This window comes from Comamonas resistens, assembly GCF_030064165.1.
In the GTDB taxonomy this organism is placed as follows: domain Bacteria; phylum Pseudomonadota; class Gammaproteobacteria; order Burkholderiales; family Burkholderiaceae_C; genus Comamonas; species Comamonas resistens.
In genome coordinates this window covers 2,919,429-2,937,480 of the sequence record NZ_CP125947.1, presented here as the reverse complement: position 1 = coordinate 2,937,480, position 18,052 = coordinate 2,919,429, and the positions used below count along the sequence as shown (strand labels likewise).

General features: G+C 59.3%; 18 protein-coding genes. 15 read left to right on the top strand and 3 right to left on the bottom strand.

Features of this window, described 5'->3' with window-relative positions; translation table 11 throughout:
- Nucleotides 1–33: 33 nt before the first annotated feature.
- The 7 genes from QMY55_RS13700 to rng all read left to right on the top strand — a co-directional run bounded on the left by QMY55_RS13700 (nucleotide 34) and on the right by rng (nucleotide 6,754).
- The gene (locus QMY55_RS13700; RefSeq protein WP_283484754.1) at nucleotides 34–753 is read left to right on the top strand and encodes a YebC/PmpR family DNA-binding transcriptional regulator; all 720 of its coding nucleotides are present in this window, start codon (nucleotides 34–36) and stop codon (nucleotides 751–753) included.
- Nucleotides 750–2,042, top strand: coding sequence for a phosphoribosylamine--glycine ligase (gene purD / locus QMY55_RS13695; RefSeq protein ID WP_283484753.1), 1,293 nt, complete (start codon nucleotides 750–752; stop codon nucleotides 2,040–2,042). Before QMY55_RS13700 ends, purD begins: the two co-directional genes overlap by 4 nt.
- A complete protein-coding gene (hemF, locus tag QMY55_RS13690; RefSeq protein ID WP_283484752.1) occupies nucleotides 2,042–2,995 on the top strand; it encodes an oxygen-dependent coproporphyrinogen oxidase in 954 nt (317 codons plus the stop codon). The genes purD and hemF overlap by 1 nt, the downstream gene beginning before the upstream one ends.
- 255 nt (nucleotides 2,996–3,250) lie before the next feature.
- Nucleotides 3,251–3,931, top strand: a complete 681-nt coding sequence (gene rsfS / locus QMY55_RS13685; protein ID WP_283484751.1) for a ribosome silencing factor — start codon at nucleotides 3,251–3,253, stop codon at nucleotides 3,929–3,931.
- The gene (gene rlmH, locus QMY55_RS13680; RefSeq protein WP_283484750.1) at nucleotides 3,931–4,398 is read left to right on the top strand and encodes a 23S rRNA (pseudouridine(1915)-N(3))-methyltransferase RlmH; all 468 of its coding nucleotides are present in this window, start codon (nucleotides 3,931–3,933) and stop codon (nucleotides 4,396–4,398) included. Before rsfS ends, rlmH begins: the two co-directional genes overlap by 1 nt.
- A gap of 110 nt (nucleotides 4,399–4,508) precedes the next feature.
- On the top strand, nucleotides 4,509–5,123 hold the full coding sequence (locus QMY55_RS13675) for a Maf family protein (protein WP_283484749.1): 615 nt from the start codon (nucleotides 4,509–4,511) through the stop codon (nucleotides 5,121–5,123).
- A gap of 143 nt (nucleotides 5,124–5,266) precedes the next feature.
- Entirely contained in the window at nucleotides 5,267–6,754 is a 1,488-nt protein-coding gene (gene rng / locus QMY55_RS13670) for a ribonuclease G (protein WP_283484748.1), read from the top strand.
- Between the two features lie 176 nt (nucleotides 6,755–6,930).
- Here rng and QMY55_RS13665 read toward each other — a convergent pair whose 3' ends face one another.
- Nucleotides 6,931–7,167 carry a hypothetical protein gene (locus QMY55_RS13665; protein ID WP_283488958.1) on the bottom strand — a complete coding sequence of 79 codons (237 nt, stop codon included), beginning with the start codon at nucleotides 7,165–7,167 and terminating at the stop codon, nucleotides 6,931–6,933.
- Nucleotides 7,168–7,347: 180 nt separating this feature from the next.
- On the opposite strand from QMY55_RS13665, the gene QMY55_RS13660 reads away from it, so the two are divergent.
- The 3 genes from QMY55_RS13660 to QMY55_RS13650 all read left to right on the top strand — a co-directional run bounded on the left by QMY55_RS13660 (nucleotide 7,348) and on the right by QMY55_RS13650 (nucleotide 10,453).
- The gene (locus QMY55_RS13660) at nucleotides 7,348–8,739 is read left to right on the top strand and encodes an aminotransferase-like domain-containing protein (protein ID WP_283484747.1); all 1,392 of its coding nucleotides are present in this window, start codon (nucleotides 7,348–7,350) and stop codon (nucleotides 8,737–8,739) included.
- A gap of 403 nt (nucleotides 8,740–9,142) precedes the next feature.
- Entirely contained in the window at nucleotides 9,143–10,006 is an 864-nt protein-coding gene (locus QMY55_RS13655) for a nitroreductase family protein (protein WP_283484746.1), read from the top strand.
- A gap of 120 nt (nucleotides 10,007–10,126) precedes the next feature.
- The gene (locus QMY55_RS13650; RefSeq protein ID WP_283484745.1) at nucleotides 10,127–10,453 is read left to right on the top strand and encodes a winged helix-turn-helix domain-containing protein; all 327 of its coding nucleotides are present in this window, start codon (nucleotides 10,127–10,129) and stop codon (nucleotides 10,451–10,453) included.
- Between the two features lie 325 nt (nucleotides 10,454–10,778).
- Here QMY55_RS13650 and QMY55_RS13645 read toward each other — a convergent pair whose 3' ends face one another.
- Nucleotides 10,779–11,378: an FMN-dependent NADH-azoreductase gene (locus QMY55_RS13645; protein ID WP_283484744.1), complete on the bottom strand. Its 600-nt coding sequence runs from the start codon at nucleotides 11,376–11,378 to the stop codon at nucleotides 10,779–10,781.
- Nucleotides 11,379–11,488: 110 nt separating this feature from the next.
- Between QMY55_RS13645 and QMY55_RS13640 the strand changes: the two genes are divergently transcribed.
- From QMY55_RS13640 to QMY55_RS13620, 5 genes are all read left to right on the top strand, one after another.
- On the top strand, nucleotides 11,489–12,400 hold the full coding sequence (locus QMY55_RS13640; RefSeq protein ID WP_283484743.1) for a LysR family transcriptional regulator: 912 nt from the start codon (nucleotides 11,489–11,491) through the stop codon (nucleotides 12,398–12,400).
- Nucleotides 12,401–12,540: 140 nt separating this feature from the next.
- Nucleotides 12,541–12,882 (top strand): DUF4148 domain-containing protein, encoded by a 342-nt coding sequence (locus tag QMY55_RS13635; protein WP_283484742.1) that lies wholly within the window; start codon nucleotides 12,541–12,543, stop codon nucleotides 12,880–12,882.
- Between the two features lie 946 nt (nucleotides 12,883–13,828).
- Nucleotides 13,829–14,629, top strand: a complete 801-nt coding sequence (locus QMY55_RS13630; protein ID WP_283484741.1) for a hypothetical protein — start codon at nucleotides 13,829–13,831, stop codon at nucleotides 14,627–14,629.
- 2 nt (nucleotides 14,630–14,631) lie between these two features.
- Nucleotides 14,632–15,693, top strand: a complete 1,062-nt coding sequence (locus tag QMY55_RS13625; RefSeq protein WP_283484740.1) for a sensor histidine kinase — start codon at nucleotides 14,632–14,634, stop codon at nucleotides 15,691–15,693.
- Nucleotides 15,694–15,892: 199 nt separating this feature from the next.
- Entirely contained in the window at nucleotides 15,893–17,110 is a 1,218-nt protein-coding gene (locus QMY55_RS13620) for an amidohydrolase family protein (protein ID WP_283484739.1), read from the top strand.
- Between the two features lie 7 nt (nucleotides 17,111–17,117).
- Here QMY55_RS13620 and QMY55_RS13615 read toward each other — a convergent pair whose 3' ends face one another.
- Nucleotides 17,118–17,996 carry a LysR family transcriptional regulator gene (locus QMY55_RS13615; protein ID WP_283484738.1) on the bottom strand — a complete coding sequence of 293 codons (879 nt, stop codon included), beginning with the start codon at nucleotides 17,994–17,996 and terminating at the stop codon, nucleotides 17,118–17,120.
- Nucleotides 17,997–18,052: the final 56 nt, after the last annotated feature.

Below are 18,052 nucleotides of genomic sequence, written 5' to 3'. Positions count from 1 at the left end.
CGCTAGGTTAAATCAAATATCAAAGGATTCTCTGTGGCAGGACACAGCAAATGGGCCAACATCCAGCACCGCAAGGGTCGCCAGGATGAAAAACGTGGCCGCATCTGGACCCGCATCATTCGTGAAATCATGGTGGCAGCCCGCCAGGGCGGCGGCGATCTGACGGCCAATCCGCGTCTGCGTCTGGCGGTGGACAAGGCCAAGGCCGCCAATATGCCGGCCGACAATATCAAGCGCAATATCGACAAGGCGACAGGCAACCTCGAAGGCGTGACCTACGAGGAAATCCGCTACGAAGGCTACGGCATAGGCGGTGCGGCCATCATCGTCGACACAATGACGGACAATCGCGTACGAACTGTTGCCGATGTTCGCCATGCTTTCAGCAAATACGGCGGCAATATGGGCACGGAGGGCTCGGTGGCTTTCCAGTTCAAGCATGTGGGGCAGATTCTGTTTGCTCCCGGCACGGACGAAGAAAAAGTCATGGAGCTTGCACTGGAAGCCGGTGCCGACGACGTGATCACCGATGACGAAGGCGGTATCGAAGTGCTGACAGCTCCCGGCGACTTTGAAGCGGTGCGTGATGCACTGCAGGCCGCTGGTCTGGCACCCGATATGGCAGAGGTAACCATGCGCCCTGAAAATACAATCGCTCTTGAAGGCGATGATGCAGCGCGCATGCAAAAGCTGCTCGATATGATTGAAGATCTGGATGACGTGCAAGACGTCTACCACAACGCAGAACTATGAAAATTCTTGTGATTGGCGGCGGTGGCCGTGAACACGCCCTGGCGTGGAAGTTGGCCGAGTCGCCCAAGTCGACCAAGGTCTATGTGGCCCCTGGTAACGGCGGCACCGCCCTGGCAGGCGGCAAGCTGGAAAACCTCAACATCACCGATGTGAAGGCTTTGCGCGAATGGGCGCAGGCCGAAAAGATCGCTGTGACCGTGGTGGGTCCCGAGGCTCCCCTGGCCGCAGGCGTGGTCGATGAGTTCCGTGCTCATGGCCTCAAGGTCTTTGGCCCGACCAGAGCTGCTGCCCAGCTGGAGTCGTCCAAGGCATTCTCCAAGGACTTCATGGCGCGCCACGGCATCCCTACGGCGCAATATGAAACCTTTTCCGACCCCGTCGCTGCCCACGCATATGTGGACCGCCTGGGCGCACCCATCGTCATCAAGGCCGATGGCCTGGCGGCCGGCAAGGGCGTGGTCGTGGCCATGTCGCTGCAGGAAGCCCATGACGCCGTGGACTTCATGCTGGTGGACAATAAATACGGTGTGACCCACAACGAAGGTGGCGCGCGCGTGGTGATTGAGGAATTCCTCGACGGCGAGGAAGCCAGCTTCATCGTGCTGTGCGACGGCAAGAATGTGCTGGCGCTGGCCACCAGCCAGGATCACAAGCGTCTCAAGGATGGCGACGAAGGCCCCAACACCGGCGGCATGGGCGCATATTCGCCCGCGCCCGTGGTGACGGCCGATGTGCACCACCGTGCCATGCGCGAAATCATCCTGCCCACCATCCGTGGCATGGAAAAAGACGGCATTCCCTATACCGGCTTTCTGTACGCGGGTCTGATGATCGACAAGGCCGGCCATCCCAAGACGCTGGAATTCAACTGCCGCATGGGCGACCCCGAGACTCAGCCCATCATGATGCGCCTCAAGAGCGATCTGGTGGATGTGATGCTGGCCGCGACCGAAGTCAAACTGGATCAGCTGGAGCTGCAGTGGGACCGCCGTACTGCCTTGGGCGTGGTCATGGCTGCTGCCGGCTATCCCGAAGATCCGCGCAAGGGCGATGTCATCACGGGCCTGCCCGCCGCAGCCGACGATGCCATGGTCTTCCATGCCGGTACGCAGCTGGGCGATGACGGCCAGCCTGTGACCAGTGGTGGTCGCGTGCTGTGCGTGACCGTGCTGGCCGACAGCGTCAAGCAGGCGCAGCAGAAGGTTTATGACGTGGCCCGTGGCATCCATTTCGATGGTGCCCAGTACCGCCGCGACATTGGCTTTCGCGCCGTCAAGAAGGCCGACTGATGAACCAGGCATCCTCATCTTCCGTGACTGACCAACTGCCTGCGGCCGAGGTGCGCGAGTACCTGATGGGTCTGCAGACCCGTATCACCGAGGCGCTGGAAGCGATCGAAGGTGAGGGCGGTGCTCGCTTTCTGGCCGATGTCTGGCATAAGGAGCCGGGCGAGAAGCTGCAAGGCGACGGCATCACCAGGATCATGGAAGGCGGGCGTGTGTTCGAGCGCGCTGGCTGCGGCTTCTCGCATGTACGCGGGCCGCAGCTGCCGCCTTCGGCCACCCAGCACCGCCCCGAGCTGGCCGGTGCGCCGTTCGAGGCCATGGGGGTGTCGCTGGTGTTTCATCCGCGCAATCCTATGGTGCCTACGGTGCACATGAATGTGCGCATGATCGCCGCCGGCCACGCGGGTCAGCCCAAGACATGCTGGTTTGGCGGTGGCATGGATCTGACGCCGGTATACGGCTTTGAAGAAGATGCCGTGCACTTTCACCAGACCTGCCGCGATGCGCTGGCGCCGTTTGGCGATCAGCTCTATCCCCGCTTCAAGCAGTGGTGCGACGAGTACTTTTTCCTCAAGCACCGCAACGAGCAGCGCGGCATCGGCGGCATCTTCTTTGACGACTTCAGCGAGCTGGGTCAGCAGCAGAGCTTTGCCATGCTGCAGTCCGTGGGCGATGCCTTCCTCAAGGCCTATCTGCCCATCGTGGAGCGTCGCCAGCATGCCGAATACTCGCAGCAGCAGGTGGACTTCCAGCGTTATCGCCGTGGCCGCTATGTGGAGTTCAATCTGGTCTGGGATCGCGGCACGCACTTCGGTCTGCAGTCCGGTGGTCGTACAGAGTCCATTCTGCTGTCCATGCCGCCTCATGCGGACTGGAGCTACCAGCGCGTGGACGAGTCCGGCACGCCCGAACGTGAACTGCTGGAGAAATTCCTGATTCGCAGGGATTGGCTCTGATATCTCTGATCGGCTGTTATCGCATCAGCCTTGTTTCCCTGTTGACGCTGCATAAAGCCCTGTCAGCAGGGAAATTTTTAGAAAACTATAATTTCCATAGCTGGATGCGCAACCATTAATTGGCGCATCAACCTTTTTCAATGCGTGAAAAGCGCAGGCTTTGCCTGTTTGTACGCTTGGGCTAATCCAACCCTGATACGGGTGTGGCGCAGCACACGCTATATTGATCCCATCATTTACTGATTCCATCGCCTGATGACCACCTCCACCAAATCGGATTCCGCAGCCAAGCGCGACGTCACCAAACTCCAGCGAGCCATTGTTGACGGCCTCGAAGACGTCAAGGCCCACGATATCCAGGTGTTCAACACCGAAGCCCTGTCGCCGCTGTTCGAGCGCGTGATCGTGGCCTCGGGCACTTCCAACCGCCAGACCAAGGCGCTGGCCTCTAGCGTGCGCGAAGCCGTCAAGGAAGCCGGCTTTCCCGTGCCCCGCCAGGAAGGTGAGCAAAACGGTGAATGGATCATCGTGGACTGCGGCGCTGCTGTGTGCCACATCATGCAGCCCGCCATCCGCCAGTACTATCGACTCGAAGAAATCTGGGGCGAAACACCGGTTCGCCTGAAGATCGGCGCCGCCAAGCCCAAGCCCGCCGAGCTGGCCGCCAAGAAGCTGGCCGCCAAGCAGGCTGTGGCCAAGGCTGCTGCCGAAAATACCGTGACCGAGAAGAAGCCCGCAGCAAAGAAGGCAGCCGTGAAGAAGCCTGCAGCGAAGACCGCCGCTGCTGCCAAGCCCGCGGTCAAGAAGCCCGCAGCGAAGAAGGCTGCCGCCAAGACGGTCAAGACCGTGGTCGTCAAGCCCAGCACACCTCGCACTGCCAAGGCCGACATGGCCGCCAAGCCCGCTGCAAAGCGCGCGCCTCGCGCCAAGGCCTGATGAAGCTGACGATCGTGGCCGTAGGTCTGCATGTGCCTGACTGGGCGCAGACAGCCTATGACGATTACGCCAAGCGCTTTCCGCCCGAGCTCAAGGTCGAGCTCAAGGCCGTCAAGACCGAGCCTCGTGGATCCAAGACGCTGGAGACTTTGTACGCTGCCGAGCGCAAGCGTATCGAGGCTGCCATTCCGCGTGGCACCCGCATTGTGGTGCTGGATGAGCGGGGCGCCAACCAGACGACCAAGGCGCTGGCCCAGCGCCTCAAGGGCTGGCAGCTTGAAGGCGACGATGTGGCTTTGGTGATTGGCGGCCCTGACGGCCTGGATCCAGAGTTCAAGGCTGCTGCGCATGAGCGCATTCGCCTCTCGGATCTGACCCTGCCGCATGCCATGGTGCGAGTGCTATTGATCGAGCAGCTCTACCGTGCCTGGTCGGTCAATGCCGGTCATCCCTATCACCGCGAGTGATTCACTCTCAATCTGCGTGGCGTGCAATATCACGCAACGCGTGATACTATGATTTTGATAGCCGTTTGCGCTTGATGTACAAGCTCTGACGGCCTTTTTGATTCAAAGTCATGGCACCCTTCATCTACCTCGCATCCCAAAGCCCTCGTCGTCGTCAGCTGCTTGAACAGCTGGGCGTGGAGCATGAGTTATTGCTGCCCAATGCGGCAGGTGATATTGCGGAAGATGCCGAGGCCATCGAGGCAGAGCGCCCCGGCGAGGCACCGCGCGACTATGTGCAGCGGGTGACTGCCGGCAAGCTCGATGCTGCGGTGGCGCGCCACGCGCGTCGTGGATTGGCGGATGCACCGATTCTGTGCTCGGACACGACGGTGGCGCTGGGTATGCAGATTCTGGGCAAGCCTGTTGATGCGGCCGATGCACGCCGTATCCTGCGCTTGCTCTCCGGTGCCGAGCATGAGGTGCTGACTGCTATTGCCCTGCAAAGTGGTGCACGGCGTTTGCAGGCGCTGTCGGTCTCCACCGTACGCTTTGCGCCCATGAGCGAGGCGCAGATCGATGCCTATGTGGCGTCTGGCGAGCCCATGGGCAAGGCTGGTGCCTATGGCATACAGGGTCTGGCTGCTGCACATATTGCCGAGATTCGCGGCAGTTACTCCGCCATCATGGGCTTGCCGGTCTATGAGACGGCGCAACTGCTGCGCCAACTGGGCTGGCCTCTTTAATGAATATTGCCTGAACCAAGCGCAGGTTCGGTGCTCCAACCCCTCAGGGTTGCTCTGCATGCTGGCCGTCTTGCGCCTGCCATGCGCGCGTCGCACACTGGTGCAGACAAACAGCAAGATCGATAAAGAAAGAACGACAGTCAATGCAGCAAGATATTTTGATCAACTGGTCGCCGCAGGAAACGCGGGTGGCGATAGTCGAAAGCGGCGCGGTGCAAGAGCTGCATATGGAGCGGCCTCTGGAGCGTGGACTGGTCGGCAATATCTATCTGGGCAAGGTTTCGCGCGTGTTGCCTGGCATGCAGTCAGCCTTTATCGATATCGGGCTTGAGCGAGCAGCCTTTTTGCATGTGGCCGATGTCTGGCAGCGCCAGGAGGGCGGTGAAGCCCCGATGTTTGCGCGCAAGGACCAACCTCAGGTGCCGATTGAAAAACAGGTCTTTGAAGGCCAGACCTTGTTGGTGCAGGTCATCAAGGATCCGATTGGTACCAAGGGCGCACGTTTGTCTACGCAGATCAGCATTGCAGGCCGTTTGCTGGTGTTTTTGCCGCAGGATGACCATATCGGCATCTCCCAGAAGATCCCGCAAAACGAGCGTGATGCCCTGCGTGCACGCCTGCAGGAGCTGGTGGGCACCAAGGAGGCGGGTGGAGGAGGCGGCTTCATCCTGCGCACCAATGGAGAAGATTCCAGCGACGCGGAGCTGGCCGATGACATCCGTTATCTGCGCAAGACCTGGACCCGCATCAAGGATGCCGCGCAAAAGCTGCCGCCCATGTCGGTTCTGCATCAGGACCTGAACCTGCTGCAGCGCGTGCTGCGCGATCTGGTCGGAGAGAACACCCAGAGCATTCGCATCGACTCCAAGGAGCAGTTTGCTCTGCTCAAGACCTTCGGCCAGGAGTACATGCCGGCCGCAGTGCCCAAGCTGCAGCTCTACAAGGGGGAACGCCCCATCTTTGATCTGTACTCCATTGACGAGGAAATTGCCCGCGCACTGGGACGGCGCGTGGACCTGAAATCCGGTGGCTATCTGATCGTGGACCAGACCGAGGCGCTGACGACGATTGACGTCAATACCGGCGGTTATGTGGGTGCGCGCAATTTTGACGACACCATCTTCAAGACCAATCTGGAAGCGGCCCATGCCATCGCGCGCCAGCTGCGTCTGCGCAACCTGGGCGGCATCATCATCGTGGACTTCATCGACATGGTACGCGAGGACCATCAGAACGAGGTGCTGTCGGAGTTCCGCCGCCAGCTCGGCCGCGATCGCGTCAAGACCATGGCGGGAGGGTTTTCGCAACTTGGCCTGGTCGAGATGACGCGCAAGCGTACGCGTGAATCGCTGGCCCATATGCTGTGTGAGCCATGCCCTGCCTGCTCGGGCAAGGGCAATGTCAAGACCGCGCGCAGCATCTGCTATGAAGTGCTGCGTGAAATCCTGCGCGAGGCCCGCCAGTTCAACCCGCGTGAATTCCGCGTCGTGGCCTCGCCCAAGGTCGTGGAAATGTTCCTCGACGAGGAAAGCCAGCATCTGGCCAGCCTGTCGGACTTTATCGGCAAGCCTATCTCGTTGCAGTCGGAAACCGTGATGGCGCAGGAGCAATACGATATCGTCTTGCTTTGAGTGCGATGACCTCCAATGCCATCTGTTTTAAGATTTATTTCTAAACCAAAACAATGGCTCGGAGTCTTTTGGGTTTCATCCGATCTGGCTAGGGGGCAGTGCAGCTGCAAATCATGGTCGTCCGGCGGATGCAAGGTTTGTCGCACCACTGGATACCGGTTGAGCGGTCTTTGCCATCATGGAAGGCTCAAATCCATGTCAAGCATCTTGGCAATGCCGAAGGTAAACGTCAGCACGCCCAGGAGTGCCAGCACGAAAACGGCAGCCACCTTGCCCATTGTGAGTAGCAGCGCACGCGTTTCCACACCCTTCTTCTTCCCTTGGTCGTAATGCCATTTGATGGCGAAGAACATGCATGCGCCAAAGATAAGAGCTTTGAACGCAACGAAGACTACAGGGACCCAATCGATCATCATTTTGAGAATTTCCAGCCAATGATTTGGCACTATCTAGCGCGATGCGCTCTACCTCCCAGATGAGGGAGGCACAAACGTCAGCGACGGCCATACAAGAATGGTGTTGCTGCACGTTCAGGGACATACTAATCAAAAGCAATTTCCATACATCGGGACAAAATGTCCTGGCAAGAATCCATGCAAGATGATCATGCGCCCATCTGGTTGCCGCGATTGGCCGCGCAAGGTGGGCCACGTTTTTTGCAGATCGCGGATGCCTTGCAGGCGGCAGTGGCGGACGGATCGCTGCAGCCCGGTGATCGTCTGCCTCCACAGCGTCTGTTGGCAGCACAGTTGGACGTCGACCTGACAACGATCACGCGCGCATACGACGAAGCCAGGCGCCGCCATTTGCTGGAAGGCCGCGGCGCTCGGGGCACTTATGTTGCGGCGCCGAAGGTCGAATTGACCGCTGTCCTCGACCTCAGCATGAACACCCCACCACCGCCGGATGGCGTGGACTTCGACGACCTGTTGAAACAAGGTTTGTCGCAGGTGCTGATGAGGACAGATGCGGCATTGCTGATGAACTATCACCTGGGCGGGGGAAGTGACTCTGATCGTCAGGCCGGAGCCCGGTGGCTCGCACCGATGTTTGGATCGCTGGATGCGCAGCAGATCGTTGTTTGCCCGGGCGCTCAAGCAGCGATCGCTGCACTGATACTTGCGCTGACGGAGCCTGGCGATGTGATCCTGGCCGAGCCCACAAGTTACCCCGGTCTGTGCAAGGCCGCAGCTCAATTCGGCCGGCACGTTATTGCGGTGCAGGCCGATGAGTATGGGATGGTGCCTGAGATGCTGGAGCAGGCTTGCCACCAGCATCAGCCTGGGCTGGTCTACCTCAACCCGACGCTGCAGAATCCGACCGCCATCACCATTCCTGAGCACCGACGCAAGGAGCTTGCCCAGGTCGCCAAGCGCTGCAATGTTGGCATCGTCGAGGATGATCCCTACTGGCTGCTTGCCGATGCCCCGCCACCGCCTATTGCCACGTTTGCTGCGGAACAGGTGTACTACATCTCAACCCTGTCGAAATGCCTGACGCCCGGTTTGCGCGTCGCCTTCGTGCTCATACGTGACCCGCAGGAACGCGAACGTTTCCTGACCGCGCTCAGATCATTTGCGTTGATGGTCGCCCCTCTGACGGCAGCCCTCGCCACGCAGTGGATCCTCGACGGCTCGGCTGACGGATTGATGGATGGTGTACGCAAGGAGGCACGTCTGCGCCACCGGATGGCCAGGGATATTTTGGCGGGGCGATACAGCGGTGCTGGAGACGGCCTGCATGTATGGCTTGAGCTGCCGGGGTATTGGCGCTCCTCGCAGCTTGCGCTTGCAGCCGAAAGCGAGGGCATAGCAGTTACGCCAGCGGAGGCATTCGTCACTGGCGCAACCAGCAACGACCCCGTGAATGCCATTCGCATCTCATTGGGCAGCATCAAGGACCGTGGACGCTTGCAAAAGGGGCTTCAGCGGCTGTCCCATCTGCTTGCGCGGCGGCCCGAGCCATTCGGTACTGCCGTGGTTTAGTTGTCCCGAAAACCAGGCATCGTGAGATTGCGCGCGAAAGCGGAGATGCGGGAAGACCGGCATGTGAGCAGGGCAAGCCAACGCTCGCTCCGGGCCGAGCTGCGACAGTTGCAACCGGCCTGAGGCAGCCGGTCGGCTACTTTTCTTGAAGGGCTGATCTTGTAAGTCATGGCATCCATATGCAATACCACCCTGGCGCTCCGATTGGACAGCTGTAGGTGCAATGCGAAGCAGAGGCTTGCCGATAGATGGCAAGCAATAGCATTCAGAAAGAAAGCGTTATATTTTTAAAGATATAACGAATGTAAGATGGAGCACATCTTCTGAACGGAATTTCGGGAGATTTTGGAAACTCCGTGGTGAGAACAAATGCCGATCCTCATCCAAGAAGACACTAGCACTCATGAAGCAAGATCAGATTCGCTACTTTCTGGCCCTGTCGCGTGAACAGGACTGGGCCAGGGCGGCTCAAGCCTGTGCTGTTTCCGAACAGGAGTTGGTAAGAGTGCTGAAGGCTGTAGAAAGCGAATACGGTTGCGCGCTGTTCAAGCCAGGGGGGCGGTTTGCTGGCTTGACGGCAGAGGGGCACGAGGTCATGGCACAAGTCCATGCTTTATCGCGCGCTTTTGGGGCGCTGGAGCAGTGCTTTAGATATGGTCAAAGAAAGCATGCCGTGGCTTCTTTGTTGGAGCGTCGCTCTGTCTCACCCAAACGCCTATGTGAGCCAGCACCGGATGATGAAGCGATCGGGTTGATGATTGCTGCCGCCATGAGTGCACCAGACCATGGAGGGCTGCATCCCTGGCGCATCATCATGTTTCCTCCGGCTCTGAGAGATGTGTTGGCGAACATATTCGAGCGAGAGAAACTGCGGCGAGATCCTCTGGCATCCGACAAGGATCTTCAGCGAGCCCGAGAGCACGCTACTCGTAGTCCTGCATTGCTCGCTTTTGTGATATCGCCCAAAGCGCGAACCCGGGTACCCGAACGTGAGCAACTGCTGGCGGCCGGCGCTGCTCTGAGCAATTTCCTGAATGCGGCTCATCAGCTTGGCTATGGCGCCATTGCGCTTAGTGGCGAACGTACTTTTGACGCTACCTTCTGTTCCGAGCTGGGCCTCGAAGACTGGGAACACCTGGCCTGCTTTGTATGTCTGGGCAGTATTGCGAAGGCAGCGCCGGCCAGAAAAAGCATGCAGCCAAGCACCAGATTGTCCACTTGGGTGCCTTGCGACGCATTTGTGCATGCTCTGCGGCAGCCAGCCTGACTTGGTAGAGGGCGCATTACACTTCCAGACATGTCATCGAGATCGTCGACTTCACACAGGACAGTGCAATCCTCGCTAGCAGTACCGGAGGCTGTTGATGCGCCATTCCTGAAATTGCGTATGCGGGTCATCGCAGGGGAAACCAATGCCATCGGGCCGGGAAAGATCGAGTTGTTGGAGGCCATAGATGCGACGCGATCCATTGCCGCTGCGGCAAAATCTCTCGGCATGTCCTATCGCCGGGCGTGGTTGCTGGTTGACGAGCTGAATCAGGCCTTATGCAGCCCTGCAGTGGCGGCCACCACCGGTGGTGCGCGCGGCGGAGGCTCGGCGCTTACAGAGACAGGGCATCAGGTTGTTGAGTTGTATCGAAAGATCGAGCAGCAGTCTGCCCAGGCCTGCAGCGAAGAGATACAGCAGATAGTGGCCCTGGTTCGTAGACCTTAGGCTGCCGCAGTACATGTGATGTGTTTGTTGCTCAGCTATGGCGCAGGCACAGAGCAAATCGGGATGCGGCGTCGCTACGGTTTGTTCAGCTGCTTGGACAGGTCACCTCGTTGTCCTACTGCGCTCACGGCCTTCTTGTGAATTTCTAGGTCGCTTCTCCCGGCGAGATCCATATGCTTGGCCAATAGCTTTCGCTGCTCGGATGGGCATAGGCAGTTGCCGACTACCGAGCAGTGCAGCGCAGGCTCCAGTTCATGGAGTTTTAAGCCGGCGTATCTTCCTATCTAAGAGTCGTCCAGAGGGGAGTGGGGCATTTCTATTTCTGTCAGGCCGTGAGTTCGGCGATCTGCGCATGGGCGCTGGCCATGCCTTGCTCCACGCCATGTGGGCGGATGTCCATGCCTTCCGCGTAGACGAACTCCACCTCGTCGATACCCATGAGGCCGAGCACCGAACGCAGATAGGGCGTGACGGCGTCGGTCATCTGCCCCTGATGAATGCCACCGCGCGAGCTGAAGACCACGGCGCTGACGCCTTCCACCAGGCCCATCGGATAGGTTTCGGTATAGCGGAAGGTCTTGTGGGCGCGGGCCACCAGGTCGAACCAGTTCTTCAGCGCTGTCGGCACGTTCAGGTTGTACATGGGCGCGCCGATCAGCAGCAGGTCGCTGGACTTGAGTTCGGCAATCAGCTGGTCGGACAGCGCCACCTCTTGCTGGACACGCTCGCTGGAGTTTTCGGCGCCGCGCAGGGCATGGAACAGCTCGTCGTCCAGCACCGGCAGGTTCATGCCGGGCAGATCGCGCACCGCCACTTCATCGACATGGCCGCGGGCCTTGCGCTCGGTGAGGAAGCTGTTGATCAGATGGTTGGTTCGGGAATGGGCGCCGTTGATGCTGGACTGAAGAACGAGGATTTTGCTCACGGAAATGCTCCATGCAGAGTGGTTTTATCAATGCATCGAGCTTATCAAGCGCTTTTTGTCTTTGGTGGTGATAGTATTTCTCATGATTGGTTCCAAAAAGGATGCAATACGTGGCTGGTAGCTTGAGCGGCATCGATGTTTTCGTGGCCGTGGTTGATGCTGGCAGCTTTGCCCAGGCGGCGCAGGGACTGCATATCACCCGCTCTGCGGTTGGCAAGAGCGTGGCCCGCCTGGAGCAGCGCCTGGGCGTGCTGCTGTTTCACCGCACTACGCGCAGCCAGAGCCTCACCGAGGAGGGCTCGCTGTTCTATGACCACTGCCTGCGGGCGCTGGAGGCCGTGCGCACCGGCGAGGCGGCACTGGAAAGCGGCAAGGGCCATGTCAACGGCCGGCTGCGGGTCTCCATGCCGGTGCTGTTCGGGCATTTGTGCATCGCGCCCATCCTGCTTGAGCTGGCAAGAGAGCATTCGGGGTTGACGCTGGAACTGTCCTTCAGCGACCGCATGGTGGACCTGGTGGAGGAGGGCCTGGATCTGGTCATCCGCAACGGCGTGCCACCGGACAGCGGTGACCTCGCGGCCCGTCGGCTGGGCGAACACCACATGGTGTTCTGCGCTGCACCGTCCTATCTGCATAGCCATGGTGAACCCGCCACGCTGCAGGACTTGCTGCAGCACGACGGACTGGCCTATATGCGCCAGGGGCGGGTGCATGACTGGCAGGTTCTCGTCGATGGGCAGGTGAAGGCCATTCGGCCCAAGTCCCGCTTGCAGATGGATGACCTGCGCGCCATTGCCGATGCCGCGATTGCCGGCTTCGGTATTGCCTGGCTACCTTCCTGGCTGGCGCGCAGGCATCTGGACAGCGGCGAGTTGCGTGAGGTGCTGCCGGGCCAGCCCAGCGTGTCCTATGCGATTAATGCGCTGTGGCCGTATACCGTGCATCTGCCGCTGAAGACGCGACTGGCGGTGGATGCACTGGTGGATAAATTGCCTGAGCGTCTGGCAATTGCAGGAGGCTGAGCAGCATCGTCTCCACACAAGGCGAAATGACATGACTCAAATGTCATTGTTCTATTGGCATTTTGTTGGGGTGATTTTTCAAGAATGACTCATCTCGATTCAGTCCGAAGCGAGATGAGTTATTCAATGAAAGGTCAATCATGCTTCATATTCGCCAGGGTTTCGCTGTCACTTTCTCCGCTCTCGCAATGAGCCTGATGGCGGCCCCAGCCATGGCTGACAGCTATATCCACGCCACCACCACGGAACAGGGCTACAAGGTGTACCCCGATCACTTTCGCAGCGAAGTCACAAGAGCCGAAGTCATAGCCCAGGCCCGTGAAGCAGTAGCCCAAGGCGGCTCCTCAAGATTCACAGGTCAAAGATATCCTGCGACTTATCAAGCCTCGGGTTCTTCGTTAACTCGCCAGGAAGTCATCCAGCAGTTGCTGGAGGAAACCCCGTCGCAACGCGCCAGTCGTCTCAGCTCTCTATCTGAGTAAACCGGCATAGATGCACCGGAGGTCTCAACCTCTGGTGCATTGCCGAGTCCCGCTTGAGTGTGGGTAGTCTTGGGACGCTTTGGTAAGTTTGCTTTGGTGTGGGCTGCCCATCCTGAACGACTGCTTGACCCTCGGAATGGCTGCTCTGAATCCGGGTCCTCCATGCAGAAATTTTTGCTAGATGGCCTCTTGAATTTTGAGTGGAGCGAGGCGTCATGAATGCTTCGACATCAAGGTCTTGAAAAATACCTGAATTCAGGGATAGGCAGCTTGCGTCGGCTCGGGCCCAATGCCTGCCCATGAAACAAAACATGCGGGAGACAGCAACGAACCCCCCGGACCAGCCTGTGTGCCGCCGTGCTGGCCGCTGGCTTGGTAGCCGCTTGCAGCGGCGGCGATGGAGCAGACGAAGCGGCGGTCGCGCAGCCGGCACAGCTTCAGCCAGGTGAGCGCCTTGGCATGAAGACCCTCTTGTTGGCGGGCAGTAGCCAGACCCGCTATTGCGTGGTGCACGGGGTCACGCTCATGGCCTGAGGCAAAGGCCAGTGGCGTTGGGTGTCTTTGATCCTGTCTTTATGGTGAAAACAAGCTTCAGGGCGCTCTGAATAAGCGCTAAAAGCTATGACATCCATAGCGTGTGATGAGCTAAGCAGCGCGTGCTTGCCTTAGTCCTGTCGGCGCGTTCATGCTTGGACCCTGGGGCGTGCCATCAAACAAGCCGTGGCCATGGCGGCCCAACTTCTGGAACCCCTGTTCGCATTTCGTGGAAGCAGGCTTTTCGTAGCCCGTGGGGCTCCAACTGACGGCCAGTCGGCTGTTCATTCAAGCTCAGCTTCCCGCAGAGCGAGGGCGTTCAGGTCCAAATATCTACGACACTGTGCTGCCTGAAGCTTGAATGCATGCGAGGCACGCATCTTCAAATGCCCTTATCTGAGACGGATTGGACATGACACAGGAATATTTTGACGCGCCTCTTTTCATTCGAGAGTGTGAACGAACAGAGGTGAACCTTTCGCAGACCCCGTTTTTCTGCAATATCGGCGAGCGACCGGTCTATGTGAAAAAGCTTCCTGATGGCATAAAGGAAGTTAAGCCAGCGACAGGCAAGCTTGCCGACCGCTTGGGAACCAAGTATCAAGTCAGCGCAAAAGAGTGCAGGTGTCTCCCATCCGATTACGGCGAGCAAACCCGTTTGGAGCTTGTGGCCGATACCGTGGTTTACAAAGCCATGCGGGCTACCGCCGAGTCTGCTGCCGCGTTTGGCATGGTCTTGGTGGCGAGAGGGCAGGGCATTCGGGTGAGCAGCCCCGTGCCAAAACTCTCGCAGATTGACTATGAGTACGGCATGTATGCAGGGCACAGATCGCCATATCGGGGCACCGGATATAGCCTGCTGAACCGAGTTTGCACGGATCTGGAGTGTCATGGATTTCCGCATGTCTTTGCTGCCATAGACCCGCATCTGCCATTGGTGATTTCTGTGGGACGCTATTGGCCAAATGAGGCCAAGATCTACTTGGCGGATCTTTGGGTACCCTGCGGGAGTGCTTTGTATGTGCCGCCCAAGCCCGAGGGGCAGAGCCATCTTGATCTGCACGGCAACCGAAATTCAGCGCTTGCATGCTGGCGCGGCTGGGGGCCGGATCGCATCCGAACTCAGACCCTGCTTCAGGTTAATGGTGGTTTTTTTCACTGGTTCTGGAATGATCTACCTACGAAGCACCCTCTCATGAGCCAACTGGACTGACCATGTTCGACACAATTCAACGCTTGCGTACCCTTGAACCCGATACGGATAACGGTCTGTATCAGACGCTGGTGGAGTCCACCCTGGCCATCCCTTTCAAGATTGACTGGGCCAGCAAGAAATACGCTTATGTAGGCCCGCAGATCGAAGCTTTGCTGGGCTGGAGTCAGGACAGCTGGCAGACCGTCAATGACTGGGCTGCGCGCATCCATCCGGAAGAGCGTGAGCAAACAGTGGCCCGCTGTGTTGAGCTGTCCATTGCCGGTGTGGACCATGATGCAGAGTACCGTGCCCTGACCAAGGACAACCGCTATATCTGGGTCAGAGAGGTGGTGCATGTGCTGTGTGATGAGCATGGCCAGACCACGGCCTTGATCGGTTTCACCTTTGACATCAGCGAACAGAAAAAGACCGAGCAATTGCAGGCGGAGCTTCAGGCGCAGAAGCTGTCCAATGCTCGTCTGCAAGAACGTCTGAGCTTGACCCATGATTTGCATGACGGCCTTGGCGGTGTATTGGTGCACATGATTGCCTCGATAGAGCAGGGTGATGGGGCGCTGACCAGGCCGCAGGTTCTGTCCATGCTCAAGCTCATCCGCAATGATTTGCGCCAGACCATTGACAGCAATTCTTCGGGGGAAGTCCGTGTTCCGGCCTCGCCGCAGGAGTGGCTGGCTCCGCTGCGCCGCAGATTCAACAATCTGTTCGATGCTCTCAACGTGAACAGCGACTGGCAGTTTGAACAAACCTGGCGTACACCGCCCAGCACCTCCCAGTACATGGCGATGACCAGGCTGATTGAAGAAGCGTTGACCAATGTCATCAAGCACAGCCAGGCCAGGCATGTGAGGCTGTCTTTCAGGCAACCGGAGGCCGATGAGCTGCTGCTGGAGATAGAGGATGACGGCGTGGGTTTTGATGTGGCAGCCATCAATGCATCGGGGCTGGGCATTGGCATGCGCTCCATGTCGGTACGCATGGCTCGTGTCGGCGGAACACTGAATATCGACTCCCGTGCAGGCCGCACAGCGCTGACGGCCAGGCTGGAACTGGAGCCTGTCTGAGTGCTGGGCCATCAGGCGGATCAGTTGCTAATGCATTTGAAAATCAAATAAATTTCATTTTGATATTTAATTTGTAGATGCTTGGCGTGCGGCGTATCGTGCGGTTCCCTGGTTTTCAAACCCCGAGGATCGCGTGCTGCCGAGATGGCTTGTGTTGCCTCTGTCAGCGTGGCGGTCCTTGTTCAGACAAAGACTCTCCATGAATGACCGCTTGTTCGTGAACGCCGTCGCTGCAGATGGCTCCCCCCTTCATATTGCCGTTCAGGATGGCCGCATTGCCAGCCTGGGCAGGGAACGCCCGGTGCTGGCGCAGGCCGAGGTCATAGACCTCGCTGGCCATCTGGTGCTGCCCGGTTTTGTGGACGGACATATTCACCTCGACAAGAGCTTTGTGGGCGATCGCTGGCGTCCGCATCAGCCGGTATCCAGTCTGCGCGAGCGCCTGGCCATCGAGAAAAGCGCGCTGGCTTCGGCCAAGCCCATTGCCGAGCGTGCCGATGCATTGATTCGTCAGGCAGCATCGTTTGGCACCATGGCCATGCGCAGTCATGTGGATGTGGATGCGACCACAGGCCTGGTCAATCTGCGTGCCGTGATGCAGGCGCGCGAGAAATGGAAGGATTTGATCGATATCGAACTGGTGGCTTTCCCCCAGGCAGGCGTCATGACCTGCCCCGGCACGGCCGAGTATCTGGACGCAGCCATCCGTGAAGGCGCGCAGGTGGTGGGCGGTATTGACCCGACGACGCTGGACGGCGATGCCGATGGTCAGCTCGACATCCTCTTCGGCATAGCCGACAGGCGCGGTGCCAAGATCGACATCCATCTGCACGAGCCTGGCGAGACCTGCGCGGCCCAGATGGACCGTATTGCTTTGCGCACCCGGGCCCTGGGCCTGCAAGGCCGTGTGGCGGTAAGCCATGCCTACGGCCTGGGCGATCTGGGCGAGGCCGAACTGGACCGCGTGGCCCAGATGCTGGCTCAGGCGGGTATCTCCATCATGACGAATGCGCCGGGCGACCATGGTTTCCCGCCGATCCTGCGTCTGCGCGAGGCCGGCGTGCGCATGTTCACCGGCAATGACAACATCCAGGATGCCTGGTGGCCCTATGGCAATGGCGACATGCTGCAACGGGCCATGCTGATTGGCTACCGTTCGGGTTTTTATACCGACGAGGCCCTGCAGGTGGCACTGGATATGGCGACGACGGCGGGCGCTGGCGTGCTGGGCAAGACCGGCTATGGCCTGGCGGTGGGCAACGAAGCCAGTTTTGTGGTGGTGCGTGCACCCAACGCTGCGGCGGCCGTGGCTGCCGCACCTTATGAGCGGGCCATCGTTCGACATGGGCGCTTCTGGGATGGCCGTGTCTGGGGAGACCCGGATCAGCGGGCTTTCAAGCCTGAATTCGAGTCCTGAAGGTGAGTTAGCGGGTTTCGCGCTCGACGATCTCTTCGAGCAGGGCCGCCAGTTCCTTGACCATGGCATCCGCTGCAGCGCGTTGGTAGATCGCGATTTCAAAGCCTTCAACGGAGGCAAAACCCTGCCCGGTGCCCAGGACCCGATGGGCCGCCTTCACGGCGCGGGGCGGCAGCAGGCTGATGCCCAGGCCGCTGGCCACTGCTTCCTGAATGCCGGTCAGGCTGGTGCTGGTAAAGCTGATGCGCCAGCTGCGGCCCATGGCCTCGATGGCTGCAATCATGTCGTCGCGATACAGGCCGCGTAGCGGAAAAGTGACCAGGGGAATGGGGTCCTGCTGCCAGCAAGGGTGTTCGGCGCTGTCAATCCATTGCACCCGCTCGGGGCGGCAGGCATTGGCGGCTCGGCTGGCACGGCGCTGCTTGATGAGGATCAGGTCCAGCTCGCCACGATCAAAGCTGGCCAGCAGATCGCGGCTCAGGCCGCTGGTGACTTCCAGGCGTACGCCGGGGTGCTGGCGTTTGAAGCCCGCGAGTGCCGGGATGGTCTTGTCGCGTACGAAATCCTCGGGTACGCCCAGGCGCACGGTCGCGCCGGCTTCGCCCGCGAGGGCTTCACGCAGCTGCTCGCTGACGGCCAGCAGGTGGCGCGCATGAATCAGCAGAATTTCACCGGCAGCCGTGGGATGCACATCGCGGTGGCCGCGTGTCAGCAGTTGGTGGCCCACCAATTCTTCGAGGCGGCGAACCTTCTGGCTGATCGTGGACTGCGTGGAATGCAGGCGAGTCGCAGCGGTGGTGAAACTGCCGCAATCGGCCACCATGACCACAGCACGCAGCAGGTCCAGATCCAGAGGTGGTCTATTTGGTTTTTCGCTGCCTGTCATGCTGAAATTTAATTTTTGAATGTGTAAGCGGGCTTCTATCATGGCAGAAGCAGGGC

Coding starts and splice junctions, on each gene's coding strand:
- QMY55_RS13665 (WP_283488958.1), bottom strand. CDS start 7,167: ATGATCGATTGGGTCCCTGTAGTCTTCGTTGCGTTCAAAGCTCTTATC.
- QMY55_RS13620 (WP_283484739.1), top strand. CDS start 15,893: ATGAATGACCGCTTGTTCGTGAACGCCGTCGCTGCAGATGGCTCCCCC.
- QMY55_RS13625 (WP_283484740.1), top strand. CDS start 14,632: ATGTTCGACACAATTCAACGCTTGCGTACCCTTGAACCCGATACGGAT.
- QMY55_RS13635 (WP_283484742.1), top strand. CDS start 12,541: ATGCTTCATATTCGCCAGGGTTTCGCTGTCACTTTCTCCGCTCTCGCA.
- QMY55_RS13660 (WP_283484747.1), top strand. CDS start 7,348: ATGCAAGATGATCATGCGCCCATCTGGTTGCCGCGATTGGCCGCGCAA.
- purD (WP_283484753.1), top strand. CDS start 750: ATGAAAATTCTTGTGATTGGCGGCGGTGGCCGTGAACACGCCCTGGCG.
- QMY55_RS13615 (WP_283484738.1), bottom strand. CDS start 17,996: ATGACAGGCAGCGAAAAACCAAATAGACCACCTCTGGATCTGGACCTG.
- rsfS (WP_283484751.1), top strand. CDS start 3,251: ATGACCACCTCCACCAAATCGGATTCCGCAGCCAAGCGCGACGTCACC.
- QMY55_RS13655 (WP_283484746.1), top strand. CDS start 9,143: ATGAAGCAAGATCAGATTCGCTACTTTCTGGCCCTGTCGCGTGAACAG.
- QMY55_RS13630 (WP_283484741.1), top strand. CDS start 13,829: ATGACACAGGAATATTTTGACGCGCCTCTTTTCATTCGAGAGTGTGAA.
- rng (WP_283484748.1), top strand. CDS start 5,267: ATGCAGCAAGATATTTTGATCAACTGGTCGCCGCAGGAAACGCGGGTG.
- hemF (WP_283484752.1), top strand. CDS start 2,042: ATGAACCAGGCATCCTCATCTTCCGTGACTGACCAACTGCCTGCGGCC.
- QMY55_RS13675 (WP_283484749.1), top strand. CDS start 4,509: ATGGCACCCTTCATCTACCTCGCATCCCAAAGCCCTCGTCGTCGTCAG.
- QMY55_RS13650 (WP_283484745.1), top strand. CDS start 10,127: ATGCGGGTCATCGCAGGGGAAACCAATGCCATCGGGCCGGGAAAGATC.
- rlmH (WP_283484750.1), top strand. CDS start 3,931: ATGAAGCTGACGATCGTGGCCGTAGGTCTGCATGTGCCTGACTGGGCG.